General features: G+C 64.6%; 15 protein-coding genes. 5 read left to right on the forward strand and 10 right to left on the reverse strand.

Features of this window, described 5'->3' with window-relative positions; genetic code table 11:
* Positions 1-18: 18 nt before the first annotated feature.
* On the reverse strand, positions 19-621 hold the full coding sequence (locus RAM15_RS04030; RefSeq protein ID WP_306220866.1) for a DNA-3-methyladenine glycosylase I: 603 nt from the start codon (positions 619-621) through the stop codon (positions 19-21).
* A gap of 197 nt (positions 622-818) precedes the next feature.
* On the opposite strand from RAM15_RS04030, the gene RAM15_RS04035 reads away from it, so the two are divergent.
* A complete protein-coding gene (locus RAM15_RS04035) occupies positions 819-1997 on the forward strand; it encodes a TspO/MBR family protein (RefSeq protein ID WP_306220867.1) in 1179 nt (392 codons plus the stop codon).
* A 117-nt stretch (positions 1998-2114) separates the two neighbouring features.
* A complete protein-coding gene (locus tag RAM15_RS04040; protein ID WP_110412939.1) occupies positions 2115-3716 on the forward strand; it encodes an ABC-F family ATP-binding cassette domain-containing protein in 1602 nt (533 codons plus the stop codon).
* A gap of 21 nt (positions 3717-3737) precedes the next feature.
* Here RAM15_RS04040 and RAM15_RS04045 read toward each other — a convergent pair whose 3' ends face one another.
* On the reverse strand, positions 3738-4427 hold the full coding sequence (locus tag RAM15_RS04045) for an MgtC/SapB family protein (RefSeq protein ID WP_306220868.1): 690 nt from the start codon (positions 4425-4427) through the stop codon (positions 3738-3740).
* A 136-nt stretch (positions 4428-4563) separates the two neighbouring features.
* Between RAM15_RS04045 and RAM15_RS04050 the strand changes: the two genes are divergently transcribed.
* From RAM15_RS04050 to RAM15_RS04060, 3 genes are read left to right on the forward strand one after another with little or no spacing between them, the layout of a single operon-like run.
* Positions 4564-6471 carry a bifunctional ADP-dependent NAD(P)H-hydrate dehydratase/NAD(P)H-hydrate epimerase gene (locus RAM15_RS04050; protein ID WP_306220869.1) on the forward strand — a complete coding sequence of 636 codons (1908 nt, stop codon included), beginning with the start codon at positions 4564-4566 and terminating at the stop codon, positions 6469-6471.
* A gap of 28 nt (positions 6472-6499) precedes the next feature.
* A complete protein-coding gene (locus RAM15_RS04055) occupies positions 6500-7282 on the forward strand; it encodes a 2,3-bisphosphoglycerate-dependent phosphoglycerate mutase (protein WP_306220870.1) in 783 nt (260 codons plus the stop codon).
* A 24-nt stretch (positions 7283-7306) separates the two neighbouring features.
* On the forward strand, positions 7307-8245 hold the full coding sequence (locus RAM15_RS04060; protein WP_306220871.1) for a LysR family transcriptional regulator: 939 nt from the start codon (positions 7307-7309) through the stop codon (positions 8243-8245).
* A gap of 85 nt (positions 8246-8330) precedes the next feature.
* Here RAM15_RS04060 and RAM15_RS04065 read toward each other — a convergent pair whose 3' ends face one another.
* The 8 genes from RAM15_RS04065 to pyrB all read right to left on the reverse strand — a co-directional run bounded on the left by RAM15_RS04065 (position 8331) and on the right by pyrB (position 16015).
* On the reverse strand, positions 8331-9449 hold the full coding sequence (locus tag RAM15_RS04065) for a DsbA family protein (RefSeq protein ID WP_306220872.1): 1119 nt from the start codon (positions 9447-9449) through the stop codon (positions 8331-8333).
* A gap of 126 nt (positions 9450-9575) precedes the next feature.
* Positions 9576-10325, reverse strand: coding sequence for an orotate phosphoribosyltransferase (pyrE, locus tag RAM15_RS04070; RefSeq protein ID WP_306220873.1), 750 nt, complete (start codon positions 10323-10325; stop codon positions 9576-9578).
* Complete coding sequence (locus RAM15_RS04075) at positions 10322-11269, reverse strand: dihydroorotate dehydrogenase (protein ID WP_101432402.1); 948 nt, start codon at positions 11267-11269, stop codon at positions 10322-10324. Before RAM15_RS04075 ends, pyrE begins: the two co-directional genes overlap by 4 nt.
* Positions 11266-12111: an iron-sulfur cluster-binding protein gene (locus tag RAM15_RS04080; RefSeq protein ID WP_306220874.1), complete on the reverse strand. Its 846-nt coding sequence runs from the start codon at positions 12109-12111 to the stop codon at positions 11266-11268. The genes RAM15_RS04075 and RAM15_RS04080 overlap by 4 nt, the downstream gene beginning before the upstream one ends.
* Positions 12108-13169, reverse strand: a complete 1062-nt coding sequence (gene pyrF / locus RAM15_RS04085; protein WP_306220875.1) for an orotidine-5'-phosphate decarboxylase — start codon at positions 13167-13169, stop codon at positions 12108-12110. The genes RAM15_RS04080 and pyrF overlap by 4 nt, the downstream gene beginning before the upstream one ends.
* A 2-nt stretch (positions 13170-13171) precedes the next feature.
* Entirely contained in the window at positions 13172-14596 is a 1425-nt protein-coding gene (locus tag RAM15_RS04090; RefSeq protein ID WP_306220876.1) for a dihydroorotase, read from the reverse strand.
* A 1-nt stretch (position 14597) separates the two neighbouring features.
* On the reverse strand, positions 14598-15011 hold the full coding sequence (locus RAM15_RS04095; RefSeq protein ID WP_015021856.1) for an aspartate carbamoyltransferase regulatory subunit: 414 nt from the start codon (positions 15009-15011) through the stop codon (positions 14598-14600).
* Positions 15008-16015: an aspartate carbamoyltransferase gene (gene pyrB, locus RAM15_RS04100; protein ID WP_306220877.1), complete on the reverse strand. Its 1008-nt coding sequence runs from the start codon at positions 16013-16015 to the stop codon at positions 15008-15010. The genes RAM15_RS04095 and pyrB overlap by 4 nt, the downstream gene beginning before the upstream one ends.
* Between the last annotated feature and the right edge of the window lie 51 nt (positions 16016-16066).

The following is a 16066-nucleotide window of genomic DNA, read 5'->3' on the forward strand; positions in this document are numbered from 1 at the left end:
CAGGTGTTCGACGACGGCTTAGATGGCCGGGGCGGGCGGATCCAGGGGCGGACGGCCGCAGCCGTTGAGGAAGCAGTCGTGCTGGTGGTCGTTGATCATGCCGGCCGCCTGAAGAAACGAATGGACCGTCACCGGCCCCAGGAAGCGCAGGCCCAGGTCGCGCATGTCCTTGCAGACGATGGCCGACAGGTGGTCGTAGCGCGGTATGGACGGATCGTCCGGGTAGTCGTGGTTGATGGTCAGCCCGCCGGTGAAGGACCAGCAGTAGCGGTCGAATGCCTCCCCGGGAAATCGGCGGGCGATCAGGGCGGCATTGGCGACCGTGGCTTCGATTTTCCGCCGATTGCGGATGATGGACGGGTCAGCCATGAGAGAGTTGATTCGGTCGGCATCGAAGGCCGCGACCGCTTGAATATCGAAGTTGTCGAAATCCTTGAAGAGGGCCTGGCGGCGATGCAGGACCAGCTGCCAGCTGAGCCCGCACTGGAATATCTCCAGGGAGAGCATGGCGAAGAGCCTCTGGGAGCCGTGCAGGGGGCGGCCCCACTCATGGTCGTGGTAGCTGCGCATGAGCGGATCATCCACCTGAGCCCAGTCGCATCGATATAAAGGTTCGGCCACTTCACGCTCCCCTCTGCAGTATTTGGCTTCAGGATTTGGCTTCAGGCTAGCACCGGCGGCCGCCCGAACCGGGTGGTCAATACCACTGAGCCGGGCTGGCCGCTTTAGAGTTGAAACAGAGGCCGGTCGGCCCATGCCCGGGGCCATCCCCATGGCGGCGGTACGGTTGCGGCCGGCAAGGAGAGGAAGCATGTGCCATGACTGACAAGGACAATCCGCGCAGACTCTGGACCGACGATGAGGACCCGGTCGAGAGGGCCAAGCGCACCTCCCCTGCCATGCAGGGCAACCAATCAACCTCGGGCTCGTCATCGGCAGCCCGGAGTTCGAGGAATGAGAGTTCAGCATCTTCCGGTGCGTCGACTTCAAATTCTTCGACTTCGAATTCGTCTAGTTCAGGTTCATCGTCTTCAAGTGCCTCAGCCAAGCAGTCTGGTGATTCGTCGCAGAAGGCCTCGACTGAAAAAACCAGCACAGATGAGACCGCCAGTAGAGGCGAGAAACGCTCTGATAACAACAGCACTAAGGCAGCACAGGAATCAAATCAGACCAAAAGGCAGGGTCAGCCCGAGAAGGAGCAGGAATCCTCCAAGGGACGCGGCTGGAAGCTGTTCGAGGACATCCTGCTCTGGGTGGCCTGGGTGGCCATGGTGGGCTTCAACGGCTATGCGGAGGTCTACCACTTCAATGGCACGACCGTGGGCGGCCTGGCCCGCAAGGTCGATCTGTGGATCATGCCTGCCGGCTACGTCTTCGCCATCTGGGGGGTCATCTACATCGCCCTGGCCATCTGGCTCTTCCGCTTCTGCCTGGCCGGGCCAAGCCGCAAACGCCTGGGCTTCCTGCCCTTTACGCTGAGCGGGCTGCTCTTCGTGGCCACCTGCTGCCTGAACATCGCCTGGCTGGCCCTGTGGCACATGGAGCGCAACTTCTGGGCTCTGGTCATCATCCTCATTCTGACCGTGCTGGCCTGGATGCTCTACGCCCTGGTGCGCCGGGACGCCACCAAGGCCGGAACCCCCACCGCCGCCAAGGCCCTGGACTGGATTCCCCTGTCGATATACGCCAGCTGGCTGAGCGTGGCCACCCTGGTCAACGCCGGATACATGGTGGTCGCCGGGCACAAGGTCGGCAGCGCGGTCCAGGGATTCGCCACCATCATCCTGGTCGGCGCCCTCCTGGCCGTCGCCTACCTGATGAACAGGCACGGCAAGGACTGGGTCTTCGGCCTGGTGGTCATCTGGACCTGCCTGGGCATCGGCATCAGGATCTTCTCCTTCGCTGCCGCCATGGGCGTGCTGGTCATCGCCCTGACCGCCGTGGGCGCCTTCCTGGTCTACTTCCCTTGGGACAAGTTCAGGCTGGTCCGTCGCTGATCCGTCCATGATCCATCCATTGCCCCGTCAGCCGAGACGCTCTGGCGGGGCTTGCTTCTTGCTACCATGATTCCTTGCAAGTTTTGAATCCATAAGGAAAGCGGGGTCGGAGGCGGCATGGCTATTGAGGCGCAGGGACTTGAGATCCGGATAGGTGCCCGACTACTCCTGCAAGCCACCGACTTCCACGTGACCAAGGGCGACCGGATCGGCCTTGTGGGCCGCAACGGCGCCGGCAAGACCACGCTGACCCGGGTCATCACCGGCGACATGCTCCCCTCGGCTGGCAAGGTGCGGGTGACCGGACAGCTGGGGTACCTGCCCCAGTCCACCCATGCGGGCGACTCCGAGCAGAGCGCCCTGGACAGGGTCATGAGCGCCAGGGACATCGCATCCATCATCCAACGGATGCGCAAGGCCGAGACCGATATGACCAGTCCTGACCCCAAGGTCATGGAAAAGGCCATGAAGCGCTACGACAAGGCCCAGCAGGACTTCGAGAACGCCGGCGGCTATGCGGCCCAGTCGCAGGCCATCGTCATGGGCGAGAGCCTGGGGCTGAGCCAGGAGACCCTGCAGCAGGCACTGGGCACCCTCTCCGGCGGTCAGCGCCGACGGGTCGAGCTGGCCAGGATCCTCTTCTCCGACGCCGACACCCTGATTCTGGACGAGCCCACCAACCACCTGGATGCCGACTCCATCGAATGGCTCAAGGGCTATTTGCGCCGGTTCGAGGGCGGCTTCCTGATCATCTCCCACTCCACCGAGCTGCTGGACGAGACTGTCAACCGCATCTGGCACCTGGATGCCCAGCGTTCCTGCATCGACATGTACACCATGGGATGGAAGGCCTACCTGCGCCAGCGGGTGGTGGATGAGGAACGACGCCGCCGCGAACGGGAGGTGGCCGAGAAAAAGGCCGACCGTCTGATGCGGCAGGGCATCCGCCTGCACGCCAAGGCCACCAAGGCCGTGGCCGCCCAGAACATGATGCGCCGCGCCCAGCGCCTGCTGGCCGACACCCAGGAGGCGGAAAAGGCCGAGAAGGTGGCGGACCTGCGCTTCCCGGATCCTGCTCCCTGCGGCCGTACGCCCATCATGGCCGAGGACCTGTCCAAGGCCTACGGCTCCAACATCGTCTTCGCCGGCATCAATCTGGCCATCGACAAGGGCTCCCGGGTGGTCATCCTGGGGTACAACGGCGCTGGCAAGACCACCACCCTGCGCCTGCTGGCCGGCATCGAACAGCCCGATACGGGCAAGGTGACCCTGGGGCATGGGGCCAAGATCGGCTACTTCGCCCAGGAGCACGACACCCTGGATAACGATGTCACCGTTCTGGAGAACCTTCAGCATGTTGCTCCTGACCTGGACAACACCCAGGCGCGGACCATCCTGGGATCCTTCCTCTTCTCAGGGGACGACGCCATGAAACCTACAAAGGTGCTCTCCGGCGGCGAAAAGACCCGTCTGGCCCTGGCCACCCTGGTGACCAGCCGGGCCAACGTCCTGCTGCTGGACGAGCCCACCAACAATCTGGACCCCGCTTCGCGTGACGAGATACTCAAGGCCATCGCCAAGTACGAGGGGGCCATCGTGCTGGTCACCCACGACGAGGGGGCCGTCAAGGCGCTCAACCCCGAGCGGGTGCTGCTCATGCCCGACGGCGATGAGGACCTCTGGAGCGACGACTACCTGGATCTGGTGGCCGAAGAGTAGGCAGCCGCAATAGCGAGCGGGTCAGTCGTCCCCGCCTAGGACCTCCACGCCCTTGACCCCTGGGGTCTGACCAATGGATTCCACCAGCTCGATCACATCCCCCTTGCCTAGCAGGTTGACGGTGACATCAGCGCCCTTCCAGGCATCCCGGTGCAGCTCGTGGATGGTCAGCACCCGGGATTCGAAGCCCATGCGGGTGGCCAGGAGCAGGGATTCGCGCAGACAGCCGTGGCCATCCTGATATACGATGCGCAGAACCGTGTTCTGACGGTTGCGCAGGAACCACTTGAGGATGGGCGCGATGACCAGGACGGCCAGAAAGTAGAAGACGACCGCCAGGATGGCGATGGCGAAGAGCTGGACCCCGCAGGCCATGCCTACGGCGGCGGCCACCCAGATGGCGCTGGCTGTGGTCAAGCCCTTGACCGAGTCGTGGTTGAAGAAGATGACTCCGGCCCCGATGAAGCCGATGCCCGAGGCCACGCCGGCCGCGATTCGCGAGGCATCCCAGGAGTAGTTGCCCACAGCGGCCTGGATGCCGTAAAGGGAGACCATGGTGAACAGGCAGCTGCCCAGGCCCACCAGAATGTGGGTGCGGATGCCAGCGTCGTGTTTGAGGAACTCGCGCTCGAAGCCGATCAGACCACAGAGCACCACCGTCAGGACCACCGCCATAATCTGTCCTTGATTCGGCATTGCGAATCCCTGCATGGATTTCCTTCCTACCCTCGTAAATAGGCAGACCTTATAACGCTTGCAGGACAAGGCCATCGGATAGAGTGGAGCCAGCACGTGGCCGGCCGTGCCGCCGCCACACGTGGACCTTTTGAATGAGGGGTGTGATGCCATGAAGCCGTCACCAGATGAACGCCGCGAAGCCCGCCGGACTCTGGCCACCAGCGCCTATACCGCCGACATGATCCGATCCTTGGAGCAGCCGTTTTTGGATGACGGGGTGCCCCTGATGCGTATCGCCGCCGGATCCCTGGCCTCCGTGGCCGACGTCATGCTGACCCAGGCCGGGCTGGAGCCGGCAGGAGCCCGGATCGTCCTGCTGGCAGGAGCCGGCAACAATGGCGGCGACGGGCTCTACGCTTCGGCTGACCTGGCCGGGCACGGGGCCGACGTGACGGTGGTGGCGACCGGGCGCAGCCTGCACCAGGGCGGATTGGATGCCCTCCTGCGTGCCGGCGGAGTGGTCACGGCCCTGGATCCCCAGGCAGCCATCCCCGGCTGCGAGGCACCGGCCGGCCCGGACCAGGCCTCCGAAGAGCTGGACCAGGCCCTGGAGCTGTGCCGACAGGCGGATCTGATCATCGATGCCATGACAGGCATCGGCCTCAAGGGGGCGCTGCGCGGCATCCCCGCCGCTCTGGCCGCGGAACTGGGCATGGAGGGCAGCCTGCCCGACAGGCCAGCCTGGCACGACCCCGCCGATCAAGACGGGCCCCTGGTGCTGGCCGTGGATACTCCCTCCGGCGTGGACATTGATGAAGGCACCCTGCCCGGGGCCTACATACCGGCGGATGTGACCGTGACCATGGGAGCCATGAAGCCCTGCCTGATGCTGCCTCCGGCCGCCTACGTCTGCGGCAGAATCGTCCTGGTGGACTTCGGCTTCGACACCTCGGCCCTGGTCCCCAGCGTCTCCTGCATGAACGCCGAGGACTGCGCCGGACTTCTGCGGGCGCCCCGGGTGGATGACACCAAGTACACCAGAGGCGTGGTCGGCCTGGTCACGGGATCCGCCCTTTACCATGGTGCGGGGCTGCTCTCCAGCAGGGCGGCGGCCAGCGGCAATGTGGGCATGATCCGTTATTGCGGCCCCGAGCAGGTGGGCAACTTGATCCTGCAGGAGCTGCCCGAAACGGTCCTGGGCCGTGGACGTGTCGAATCCTGGGTGCTGGGATCGGGCGTGCCTACGCAGCAGGCCCTGGAGGCCGCTGGCCCTGAAGGCCAGGACGGCCAGCGGGATCTGATTGCCGACATACTCAACCGTCAGGCCGCGGACCTGGACGAGGACGAGGCCGCGGCAGATCCGCCGGTGGTCGCCGATGCCGGAGCCCTGGACCTGCTGCCGGACCGGCTGGGGCCACGCACCGTCCTGACCCCGCATGCGGGCGAAATGGCCGCCCTGCTCAACTCGCATGGCGAGAACGTGGACGGCAACCAAGTCATGGCGGAACCCCTGCACTGGGCTGTCCGCGCCTGCCAGCTGACCGGGGCCACCATTCTGCTCAAGGGCGCCATCACACTGGTTGTCGGCGAGGACGGCACCGACCGCCCCCGGGTCATTACCACCGGCTTCGGGCCGGCCTGGCTGTCCACGGCCGGATCAGGGGACGTGCTCTCCGGCACCATCGGAGCGCTGCTGGCCCAGAACGCCGGACCGATCCAGGATGATGCCACCCTGATGGCGGATCTGACGGCAGCTGCGGCCTTCCTGCACGGACTGGCCGGTTCTTTGGCCAGCGGCGGCAGGCAGACCGGCTGGGAGCAGCCGCTGATCTTCGACCCCCGCAAGCCCCAGGATTTCGCCGATCTGGTAGCCCAGGACAGCCAGCGGGATGGTCACGGGACTGTTGCAGGACCCATGGGACAACCGATTCGCGCCGGGCAGGTGGCCGATGCCCTGCCCAGGGCCATAGGGCTGGTCATGTCAAGAGCCGAGGGAACTGCCGACCAGAACGACCGATCCGCCCAGGATGGGGACGATGCCTCTCAGTTCTTCGAGAACAGCTCGCTTTGGTTCTAAACACGTCATCAGCAAAGGAGTCTATTCGATGACCGCGCAGCTCATCGTCATGCGTCATGGGGAAAGCGTCTGGACTCAGAAGTCGGTCAACCGTTTCGCCGGTTGGGTGGACGTGCCCCTGACGGAACGCGGACTGGATCAGGCCCGCCATGCCGGACGGCTGCTCAAGGAGTCAGGCCTGCTGCCCGACCTGGTCTTCACCTCCCTGCTGACCCGCAGCATCGTCACCGCAAACACGGTGTTGGACCTGGTTGATCGGGCCTGGATTCCGGTGGAGCGCACCTGGAGGCTGAACGAGCGCCACTATGGCGCCTTCCAGGGACAGACGCGACCGGCCATGCTGGAACGCTACGGCCAGCAGCAATTCGACATCTACCGGCGTTCCTACGATGTTCGGCCGCCTGCCATCGCAACCGATTCGCCATACTTTCAGGGACGGGATCCGCGCTATGCCCTGGCCATGCGCGACGGGCTGGACAGCCGGAATCCGGCCGAGATCCGTGCCGAGTGCCTCAAGGACCTGCTGCTCCGCCTGCAACCCTACTGGCGCAGCAAGATAGCCCCGAACCTGGCCCAAGGCCGGACTGTGCTCGTCGTCACCCACGGGTCCGTGGTCCGCAGCCTGATCAAGGTCCTTGAAGAGGTTGACGACAAGGACATCAGATCCATCAACGTGCCCACTGGCGTGCCCATGGTCTACAGCTTCGTGAACGGCGAAGACGGCAACCCCCAGGTCCAGGGTCCGGGTCGCTATCTGGATCAGGAGGCCGCCGACCAGGGTATGGCTGAAACCGCGGCCCTGGGCCGATAGGGCCTTAGGTATAGATTGGCTTGTATGACACTGCTCCAACTGCGCTACATCGTCAAGATCGTCGAATGCGGCTCGATGAACGAGGCCTCGCACGAGCTCTACATCTCCCAGCCGGCACTGAGCTCATCGGTCAAGGAGCTGGAGAACGAGCTGGGCATCGAAATCTTCACCCGCCACTCCCAGGGGATCGCTCTGACCGTGGACGGGGCGGAATTCCTGACCTATGCCCGACAGATTCTGGACCAGACCGACCTGCTGGAGGCCCGCTATAAGCAGGTCAGGCCCCGCAAGCAGCTCTGCCGGGTCTCCACCCAGCACTACATGTTCGCAGTGGAAGCCTTCGTGGAGATGATCAACTCCATCGATTCCGACGAGTACGAATTCACCATACGGGAGACGCGCACCAGGGACATCATCGACCAGGTGGCCACCCTCCAGTCCGAAATCGGCATCATCTACGAGTCCGACTTCAACAAGCGGGTGCTGTCCAAGATGCTCCGGGAGAAGCACCTGGACTTCCACCCCCTCTTCCGGGCGGACCTACATGTCTTCATCGCACGAACCAACCCCCTGGCCGATCGGGCCATGGTGACCATGAAGGACCTGGAGCCCTACCCCTTCCTGCAGTACGAGCAGGGCGAAGAGGGTTCCTTCTACTTCGCCGAGGAGGCGGTCTGGCCCGACTACTCCCCCAAGCAGATCACCGTGAGTGACCGGGCCACCATGCTCAACTTCATCGTCGGGCTCAACGCCTACACGGTCTGCACCGGCATCGACAACGAGGACCTGAACAACGAGAAGATCGTCAGCGTCCCCCTGGAGTCGGACGAATCCATGCTGGTGGGCTGGATCGTCAACAGCCGGACCAAACTGTCCCATGCCGCCGAACTCTACTTGGACAAGCTGCGCCAGGTGGTGTCCAGCCACGGATACTCGCTGATCGAGCAGGAGCCAGACAAGTAAGAGCCAGGCAAGCGACCGTCCAAGAGGTAACAGTTCCTCCTGTAGCGGTGACGAGTGAACTTCGCCGCTGGTCACTAATCGCCGTTCACTTTACTGCCAGCGCTTTTCCCTGTGCTCCGATGGAGGGCATCTTCCCCTGATGGCCCACATCCTGCGATTTGAGCCCCAGGGCCTTGAGCAGGGCCCGGTCCAGATGTTCCAATCCGCCCTGGCTCTTGGCCGCTGCGGTCAGATCCCAGACCCTGCCGTTGATCATGATGGTGGGGGTCGAGAACTCCCCTTTGGTGTCCTTGGCGTCCTTGCGGGTGATGGCATAGGCGTTGACCTTGTCCACCCATGGCCTGTAGGTTCCCTGGGCGAAACGGTCTGCCAAAGCCCTGGGCACGCCCGCGCCCACGGCCTTGTCGGCCAGACGTGCATCGGAGACCGCCTGATAGGAGCTTTCATTGGGTTGGAAGTCTGCTGCAAAGACGGCGGCAGCGAAGGCCGGCAGATGGTCCGGATCCTCCTGGGCCACCATGGCCAGGGCGTTGTCCACGCGGCTGGAATACTGGTCGCTGGAGGCCGAATCCAGGAAGTTCAAAAAGTTGTAGGTGACGTTGATTTGGCCGGCGCTGATCATGCGCTGCAGCTGGGGATCGATGACCCGGCCCACCTTGCCGCACCAGGGGCACATGGGGTCCATGAAGATCTCAAGGGTCGGTGCGTCGGCAACCTTCTTCTTGCTGCCGACCCCCTTGGCTGAAACAGTCAGCCCTCCCTGGTCGTCGGCCACCGAAGGCTTGACGGTGACCTCTTGCAGGGCCCTGTAGGCCTTGGCATCCCCGCTGGGACCATGGCTGACTTGCGCGGCCGATGCTCCTGATGAGGGCTTTTGGGCTGACTGGCTGCCTGTTGCATGATCAGCCCACAGCATGTATATGCCTGCCGCAAGCACCAGCACAAGAGCCACCGCCACCAGTATCAACGGAACCCTCCGCGAGCTCTGTGCAGGTGCACTTTCTTCAGAGCCGCTCTCCTGAGGCTGACCTGTCCCTACGGGTTTCTCCTCAGTGGCAATTCGCCCTTCAGCAGGTTCTGCAGTATCCGCAGGTTTTGCTGCATCAGCTGAAGTGGCCGAAACGGTAGGCTTGGTCGCATTCACCGCATCGGCCGTAGTCCGGTCCGGTTCCTCATGACCGTTCTGCTCCAGAGGTTTTGTCATGATCCATGGCCTTCCTTGCGATGATGATCCGTCGGCCTGCCCGTCGGACCTTTACCAATCTACACGAGGGTCGGCCGACGGGATGACCGTCCGGAGAATGTGCGCCGATATGAGCTGGTCACTCGCTCAGGCCCCGTAGCGCTCCAGATAGTCCCTGGCGGCATCGGCCGTGCGCTGATCCAGAATGGGCGACCCGTCCGGGCCTTTCATGGAGGCGGCCGCGTCGAAGATCTGGCGGACGTTGACGATGCTGATGACCGGGAAGTGGAATTCGTCCATGATGGATTCGACAGCCGAGCCCTGGCCCTGTCCGGTGCGCTCCATCCGATCCACGGAGAGCACCAGGCCGACGATGGTCACCTTGGCCTGGGACATGATCTTGGGCACCACCTGGCGGACCGCGGTCCCGGCGGTCATGACGTCATCCACCAGCAGCACCCTCATGCCATCCCTTAACTGGGTGCCGACCATGAGCCCTCCGTCGCCGTGGTCCTTGACCTCCTTGCGGTCAAAGGTGTAGCCGACCGGCATGCCGTGCGCCCCGCTCAGTGCGATGGCGGTGGAGACGGCCAGGGGGATCCCCTTGTAGGCCGGACCGAATACCGTATCGATGTCGGCCGGCAGGGTCCCCTGCTTCACGGCCTGCACGATGGTCCGGGCGTAGAACTCCCCCAGCAGGGCGATCAACCGTCCGTCATTGAAGGCTCCGGCATTGATGAAGTAGGGCGAGCGCCGCCCCGACTTCAGAGTGAAGTCACCGAACTTGAGGGCCCCGCTCTGCAGCAGGAAGCTGGTGAAGCCCTCCTGGATGCGGCGGGTCTGCTCCTGGTCATCCCCGTCATGTTCGGCCCTGTTTTCTGCTGCGGATGCGCTCATCGCCAGCACTCCCCTTTCTTGAGCAAATCGGCCAGCTTGGGCCGCTCGTCCAACAGATCGTCCAGCTCCCGGGCCACCCTCATGGGCGCCACAGGATCCACCAGGGCCGCAGCCCCTACTTCCACGGCGTTGGCTCCGGCATAGAGGAATTCCAAGGCCGTGCGTCCCGAGTCGATGCCCCCGATGCCGATGATGGGAACCTCGGGCAGTGCCTGGCGCACCCGCCAGACGAAGGACAGAGCTATGGGCAGGATGCAGGGGCCGGAGACTCCGCCGGTGCCCTGGGCCAGGATGGGCCTGCCTGTGTTGATGTCGATGCGCATGCCCACCAGGGTGTTGATCAGGCTGAGGGCATCCGCCCCCCCATCGACGGCCGCCTTGGCCACTTCCACGATATCGGTGACGTTGGGGGTCAGCTTGACCACCATGGGCTTGTCGGTCAGACCCCGCAGCCTGGTGATCAGCCGGTTCAGGGCCTTGGCGTCGGTGCCTACGGACATTCCACCATGTGAGACGTTGGGGCAGGAGACGTTGATCTCCAGCATGTCAGCCGGGGAGTCGGCCAGCCGTTCCACGACTGTGGCATAGTCCTCGTCGCTGTGGCCGGCCACATTGGTGACCACGTTGGCTCCCAGGGCCTTGAGCCTGGGCAGCTCGTCCACCAGGTAATGGTCCACGCCCGGGTTCTGCAGGCCCACGGAGTTGACCATGCCGGCGGGGCTCTCGGCTGTCCTGGGCGTGGGGTTGCCTTCCCAGGGCACCGGCGAAACCCCCTTGGTGGAGATGGCGCCCATTTGGGAGACGTCGTAATAGTCGCCGCATGCATCCAGGTTGAAGGTGCCCGAGGCCGTGCCCACCGGGTTCTTCCAGGGCGTGCCGGCCACAACAGTGCCATGCCGCCAGGCGTGCGGCTCCAGAGGGTCCATGATCGTCAGCCCGCTCATCGTGCCTCCTTCTTGTCCCCGCCTGCATCCCAGATCAGACGGTCGGCGGCAAAGACCGGGCCGTCCTTGCAGACCTTGAGCCTGCCGTCCACGGTGTCGACCACGCAGGCCACGCAGGTGCCATAGCCGCAACCCATCCGGGACTCCATGCAGCACTGGGCGGGCAGGCCGGTCTGGCGGGCCCAGGCGGCCACGGCCCGCATCATGGGCAGGGGTCCGCAGGTCAGAATGATGGTCCGCTCGGGATCGATGTCGCCGCGCACCCGGTCCAAGAGGGTTATGACATCCCCGGAGGCATTGTCGATGGACTCCAATCGATCGGTCAGCGGGCCCATGATGGCATCGGCGAACCGATGGTCACGGTAGCCCAGCAGGGCGGTGGTGCTCACACCGGACCGGCCTTGAAGGCACTGGGCTGCGCGGATCAGCGGGGGGACGCCCAGGCCGCCGCCCACCAGCAGATAGTCAGCCGGCTTCCCCAGGTCGAAGCCATGGCCCAGGGGCCCCAGCAGGTCCACGGCCATGCCTGGCTGCAGGCGGGAGAACTCATAGGTCCCCTGGCCCACGACGGCGAAGATGATCTCGATCTGCTCGCCTTCCAGGACCCGGCTGATGCCGAAGGGCCTGGGCATCATGGTCATGCGGTCGGCCGAGTAGAGGTTGATGAAGGCTCCTGCAGGAGCATGGGCTGCCAGGTAGGGGTCGCAGATGGTCATCCGCCAGACCTGCTGGTCCAACGGCTCCATGCCGGTGACCTGGGCCGTGCGGCGTCCGGGCATCCGGCCTGCCTGTTGGGCCTGCTCCTCCACCCGGCTGGTGGATATGAAGAGGTTGGGTTTCATCGGGCCTCCTTGATCGCCTGATTGAGATCGTCCTTCATGGCCTGCGCGGCTTGGCGGGCATCGCGTGTTACCATGCCCAGGGCCGCCTGAACGCTGAGCTGCGGGCTGTAGTCAGGATCCTTTCGCCAGGCTGCGATGATTCCCCGAGAGGAATTGACCACAGCGCCGCCGCCGGACCGGTCGAACATGGGCGCCACGTCGGCCGCCGAACCGCCCTGGGCTCCGTAGCCGGGGACCAGGAAGAAGGTGTGGGGCATGGCCCGGCGCAGAAGGGCCCCGTCCTCGGGGTGGGTAGCGCCGACCACGGCTCCAAGCCTGGAGTAACCTGATTGGCCGATGGAGGGCCGTCCCCAGGATTCGACCAATTCGCCCAGGCGCTGATAGATGGTGCCGCCGCCTGAGTCCGTATCCAGGCCCAGCTCCTGGATCTGGCTGCCCGAGGGGTTGGAGGTGCGCACCAGGGCGAAGAGGTCGCCCTGGATGTGCTCGGCCGCCTGCAGGAAGGGTTCCACCCCGTCGGAACCCAGGTAGACGTTGATGGTCAGGGCATCCTCATACCAGGGGAACCTCCCGCCTGTTCGCCCCGGGCCATCCACAGCCTGCTCCGGGGCGAAGGGCAGGGGAAGCCCATCCAGGTGGGCGGCGTAGGCCTCGGCCGTGGAGCCGATGTCCCCGCGCTTGACGTCCCCGATGACGTAGAGGCCTCGATCGGCTGCGGCCCGGCAGGTGCCGGTGTAGGCCCTGATGCCCCAGGCTCCTAGGGCCTCGTACATGGCGATCTGGGGCTTGACTGCGGGCACCAGGTCGGCCACGCCTTCCAGGATGGCCAGGTTGAAGCGCAGATAGGCCCGGGCCAGGTGGTCCGCCCAGACGGCCTGAGCCTGTTCGCCCTGGGTCTGCTGCGGGTCCTTGGGGTCCAGGCCCATCCGGGCCATGCTCCCGGCGGCACGCTGCCGCGCCTGTTCGATCAGCTGGCTGGGCAGCAGTTCCGGTCGCGGATCCAGACCGACCACCGTCGGATTCTGCTTGTCCTGGATGAGCGCGGTCAGTCGATCCATGCTCAGTTCCTTTCCCTGGTGATGACGCGGCTTGCGGGCAGGCGGGAGAAGACCAGACGCCCATCCTTGATGGTGGCCATGACCCGTCCGGTCAGCTCTGCACCGGCAAAGGGGGTGTTCCTTGCCTTGGAGTGGAAGCGGTTGGGATCAACCTTCCACTTGGCCTCAGGGTCCAAAATGACCAGGTCGACGGGTGGCTGGTCAGCCCCGCTGTGCTGATCGACTTCCAACAGAAGGTGACCGGTGTCGGCTTGATTGACCTTGTTGGCCTTGCGCGAGGACAGGTCTTCGGGCAGGAGCCGATGCATGCCCATGAGCTCGGCCGGGGCCAGGGACATGAGCTCTATCAGGCGGTCATGGCTGACGAGCCCGCTTGTGACCAGGATCTGGTTGCAGACCGCGTAGGCAGTCTCCAGGCCGATGATGCCGTTGGGGGCGTCCTTGAGCCCCAGCGCCTTCTCGGCAGCGGTGTGGGGGGCGTGGTCGGTGGCAATCATGTCGACAGTGCCGTCGGCCACGGCCTCAAGCGCAGCCTGCTGGTCAGGGCGGGAGCGCAGCGGAGGGTTCATCTTGGCCATGCTGCCGCAACGCAGCAGGTCCTCGTCGCAGAGGGCCAGATAGTGGGGCGCGGTCTCGCAGGTAATCGGCAGCCCATGGGCCTTGGCGCTTCGGACGGCTTCGAACCCGCCGGCGGTGCTGACATGCTGCAGATGCACCCTGGTGCCGGTGCGTTCCGCCAAGGCGATGTCCCGATTGATGATGGCGGTCTCGGTTGAGGCGGGAATCCCCTCCAGCCCCAGTTGACGGCTGACAGCGCCAAGATTGACCTGACCGTGCTCGTGATGTTCGCAGTGGTCCAGGATGGGCAGGTCGAATTCCCGGGCGTTGGCGGCCACAGCCTCCAGGGTCTGGTCGGTGACGGCCGAGCCGTCGTCACTGATGGCCACTACAGGGTGTGCCCATCCGTGGCCGGGCAGGTGACCCGACCAGTCGTCTGGGTTTGAGGCCCGACGACCTGCCCGGTCCATGGTGGCGGCCACGCAGAGGGCATACTCCACCGGCAGGTGCAGTCCGTGGTCACGCTCATAGGATTCCAGGTAGTCAATGACCGTGCGCCCGTCGGCCATCCTGGCATGACCGTCCATGACGGGCCGGGTGTTGGGCATGAGCAGTATCAGCCCATAGCCTCCAGCTGCTGCGGCAGTGGCGCCGGTGACCATATCCTCCTTGTCGGTCTGCCCAGGGTCGCGCAGGTGAACGTGGGGATCGACCAGGGCCGGAGCCAGCACCAGCCCTGAGGCATCTATCTGATCCACCTCTGCCGACACGGCGCCGGTCTCGTCGATCAGCGCGCTGTCAGCGGCCTGGGGAAGCACCAGATCGATCGCCCTGCCGCTGCGCCAATCGGTCAACCCCAGCAGCCGCATGTCAGTCTTCAGCCTTCTCGTCGCAGTAGTCGCAGCGGTAGACCCCGGCAGCGTCCAGGTGGAAGCGCTGGTCCACGCCGGTCTCCACCGTGGTGACGCAACGGGGGTTGACGCAGGTGATGACGTTGACCAGATGGTTGGGGCGGTCAGGCTGATGCTTGCTGACGATCCTGCCCTGCCGGACCACGTCTACGGTGGCCTCGGGTGCGATGAACCCCAGAGCGGTCAGGTCCAGATCCCCGGTCTGCTCGATCTTGATGATGTCCTTGGACCCGTACTTGCGGCTGTCCGTGTTCATGATCAGGGCCAGCCGGGTTTTCGCCGGATCCACGCGCAGGTAGTGCAGGACTTTCAGGGCTGTGCCCGCACGAACGTGGTCGATGATGATGCCGTCAACAATGCTGGTGACCTTCATGCGGCCACCTCCTTCTGCTTGCGGTAACCAGGCAGCTCGTCGCCCAGCAGGGCGCTCTCCAGGGCCATTCTGACCAGCATGCCATTGCGGACTTGCTGGAAGTAGGCCGCACGCGGATCATCGTCCACCTCCACGGCGATCTCATTGACCCTGGGCAGCGGGTGGAGGATGGCCATGTCGGGGCGCGCGGCCCGAAGCTTGTCGGCATTCAGAATGTAAGTGTCGCGCAGACGCAGGTAGTCGTCCTCGTTGAAGAAGCGCTCCTGCTGGACACGGGTCATGTAGAGCACGTCCAGGTCGCCGATGACCCCATTCAGGTCCCCGGTCTCCCGGTAGGTGCAGTCGGCCGAGGAACGTATTCGTTCCAGAACGTACTCGGGGGTGCGCAGCTCGTCGGGGCTGATCAGGACGAAGTCCACGTGGCCCAGGCGGCAGAGGGTGGTGATTAGGGAGTGGACGGTGCGGCCGAAGGTCAGGTCCCCGCACAGGCCGATGGTCAGGTGGTTCAGCCGGCCCTTGCGCGCGCGGATGGTGGCCAGGTCGGTCAGGGTCTGGGTCGGGTGCATGTGTCCGCCGTCTCCGGCGTTGATGACCGGGACCGTGGCTGTCTGGGAGGCCACCAGTGCGGCACCCTCCTTGGGGTGGCGGATGGCCACGATGTCGGCGTAGTTGGAGACCGTCTTCAGGGTGTCGCTGATGGACTCCCCCTTGGAGACGCTGGCCAGCTGGGCGCCGGCGAATCCGATGACCTGGCCGCCCAGACGGAGCATGGCCGTCTCGAAGCTGAGCCGGGTGCGGGTGCTGGGTTCATAGAAGAGCGTGGCCAGGACACGGCCGTCGCAGGTATGGGCCACCTGACGGCGATGGGTGTCGATGTAGGCCGCCCGATCCAGCAAATCCAGGATCTGGGTCATGGGAATGTCGTCGAGGGTCACCACACTTCGCCCACGAAGCGGAACGACGGCGGAAGAGGTGTTGGATGCGTGATCAACTTGTTGGGACAACGGCTCACCTTCCTCAAGGTGGCCACCTTATGTGACCTGAACAAGCATACG

Origin of the sequence: Bifidobacterium asteroides (assembly GCF_030758775.1) — a bacterium.
GTDB classification, from domain to species: domain Bacteria; phylum Actinomycetota; class Actinomycetes; order Actinomycetales; family Bifidobacteriaceae; genus Bombiscardovia; species Bombiscardovia kimbladii.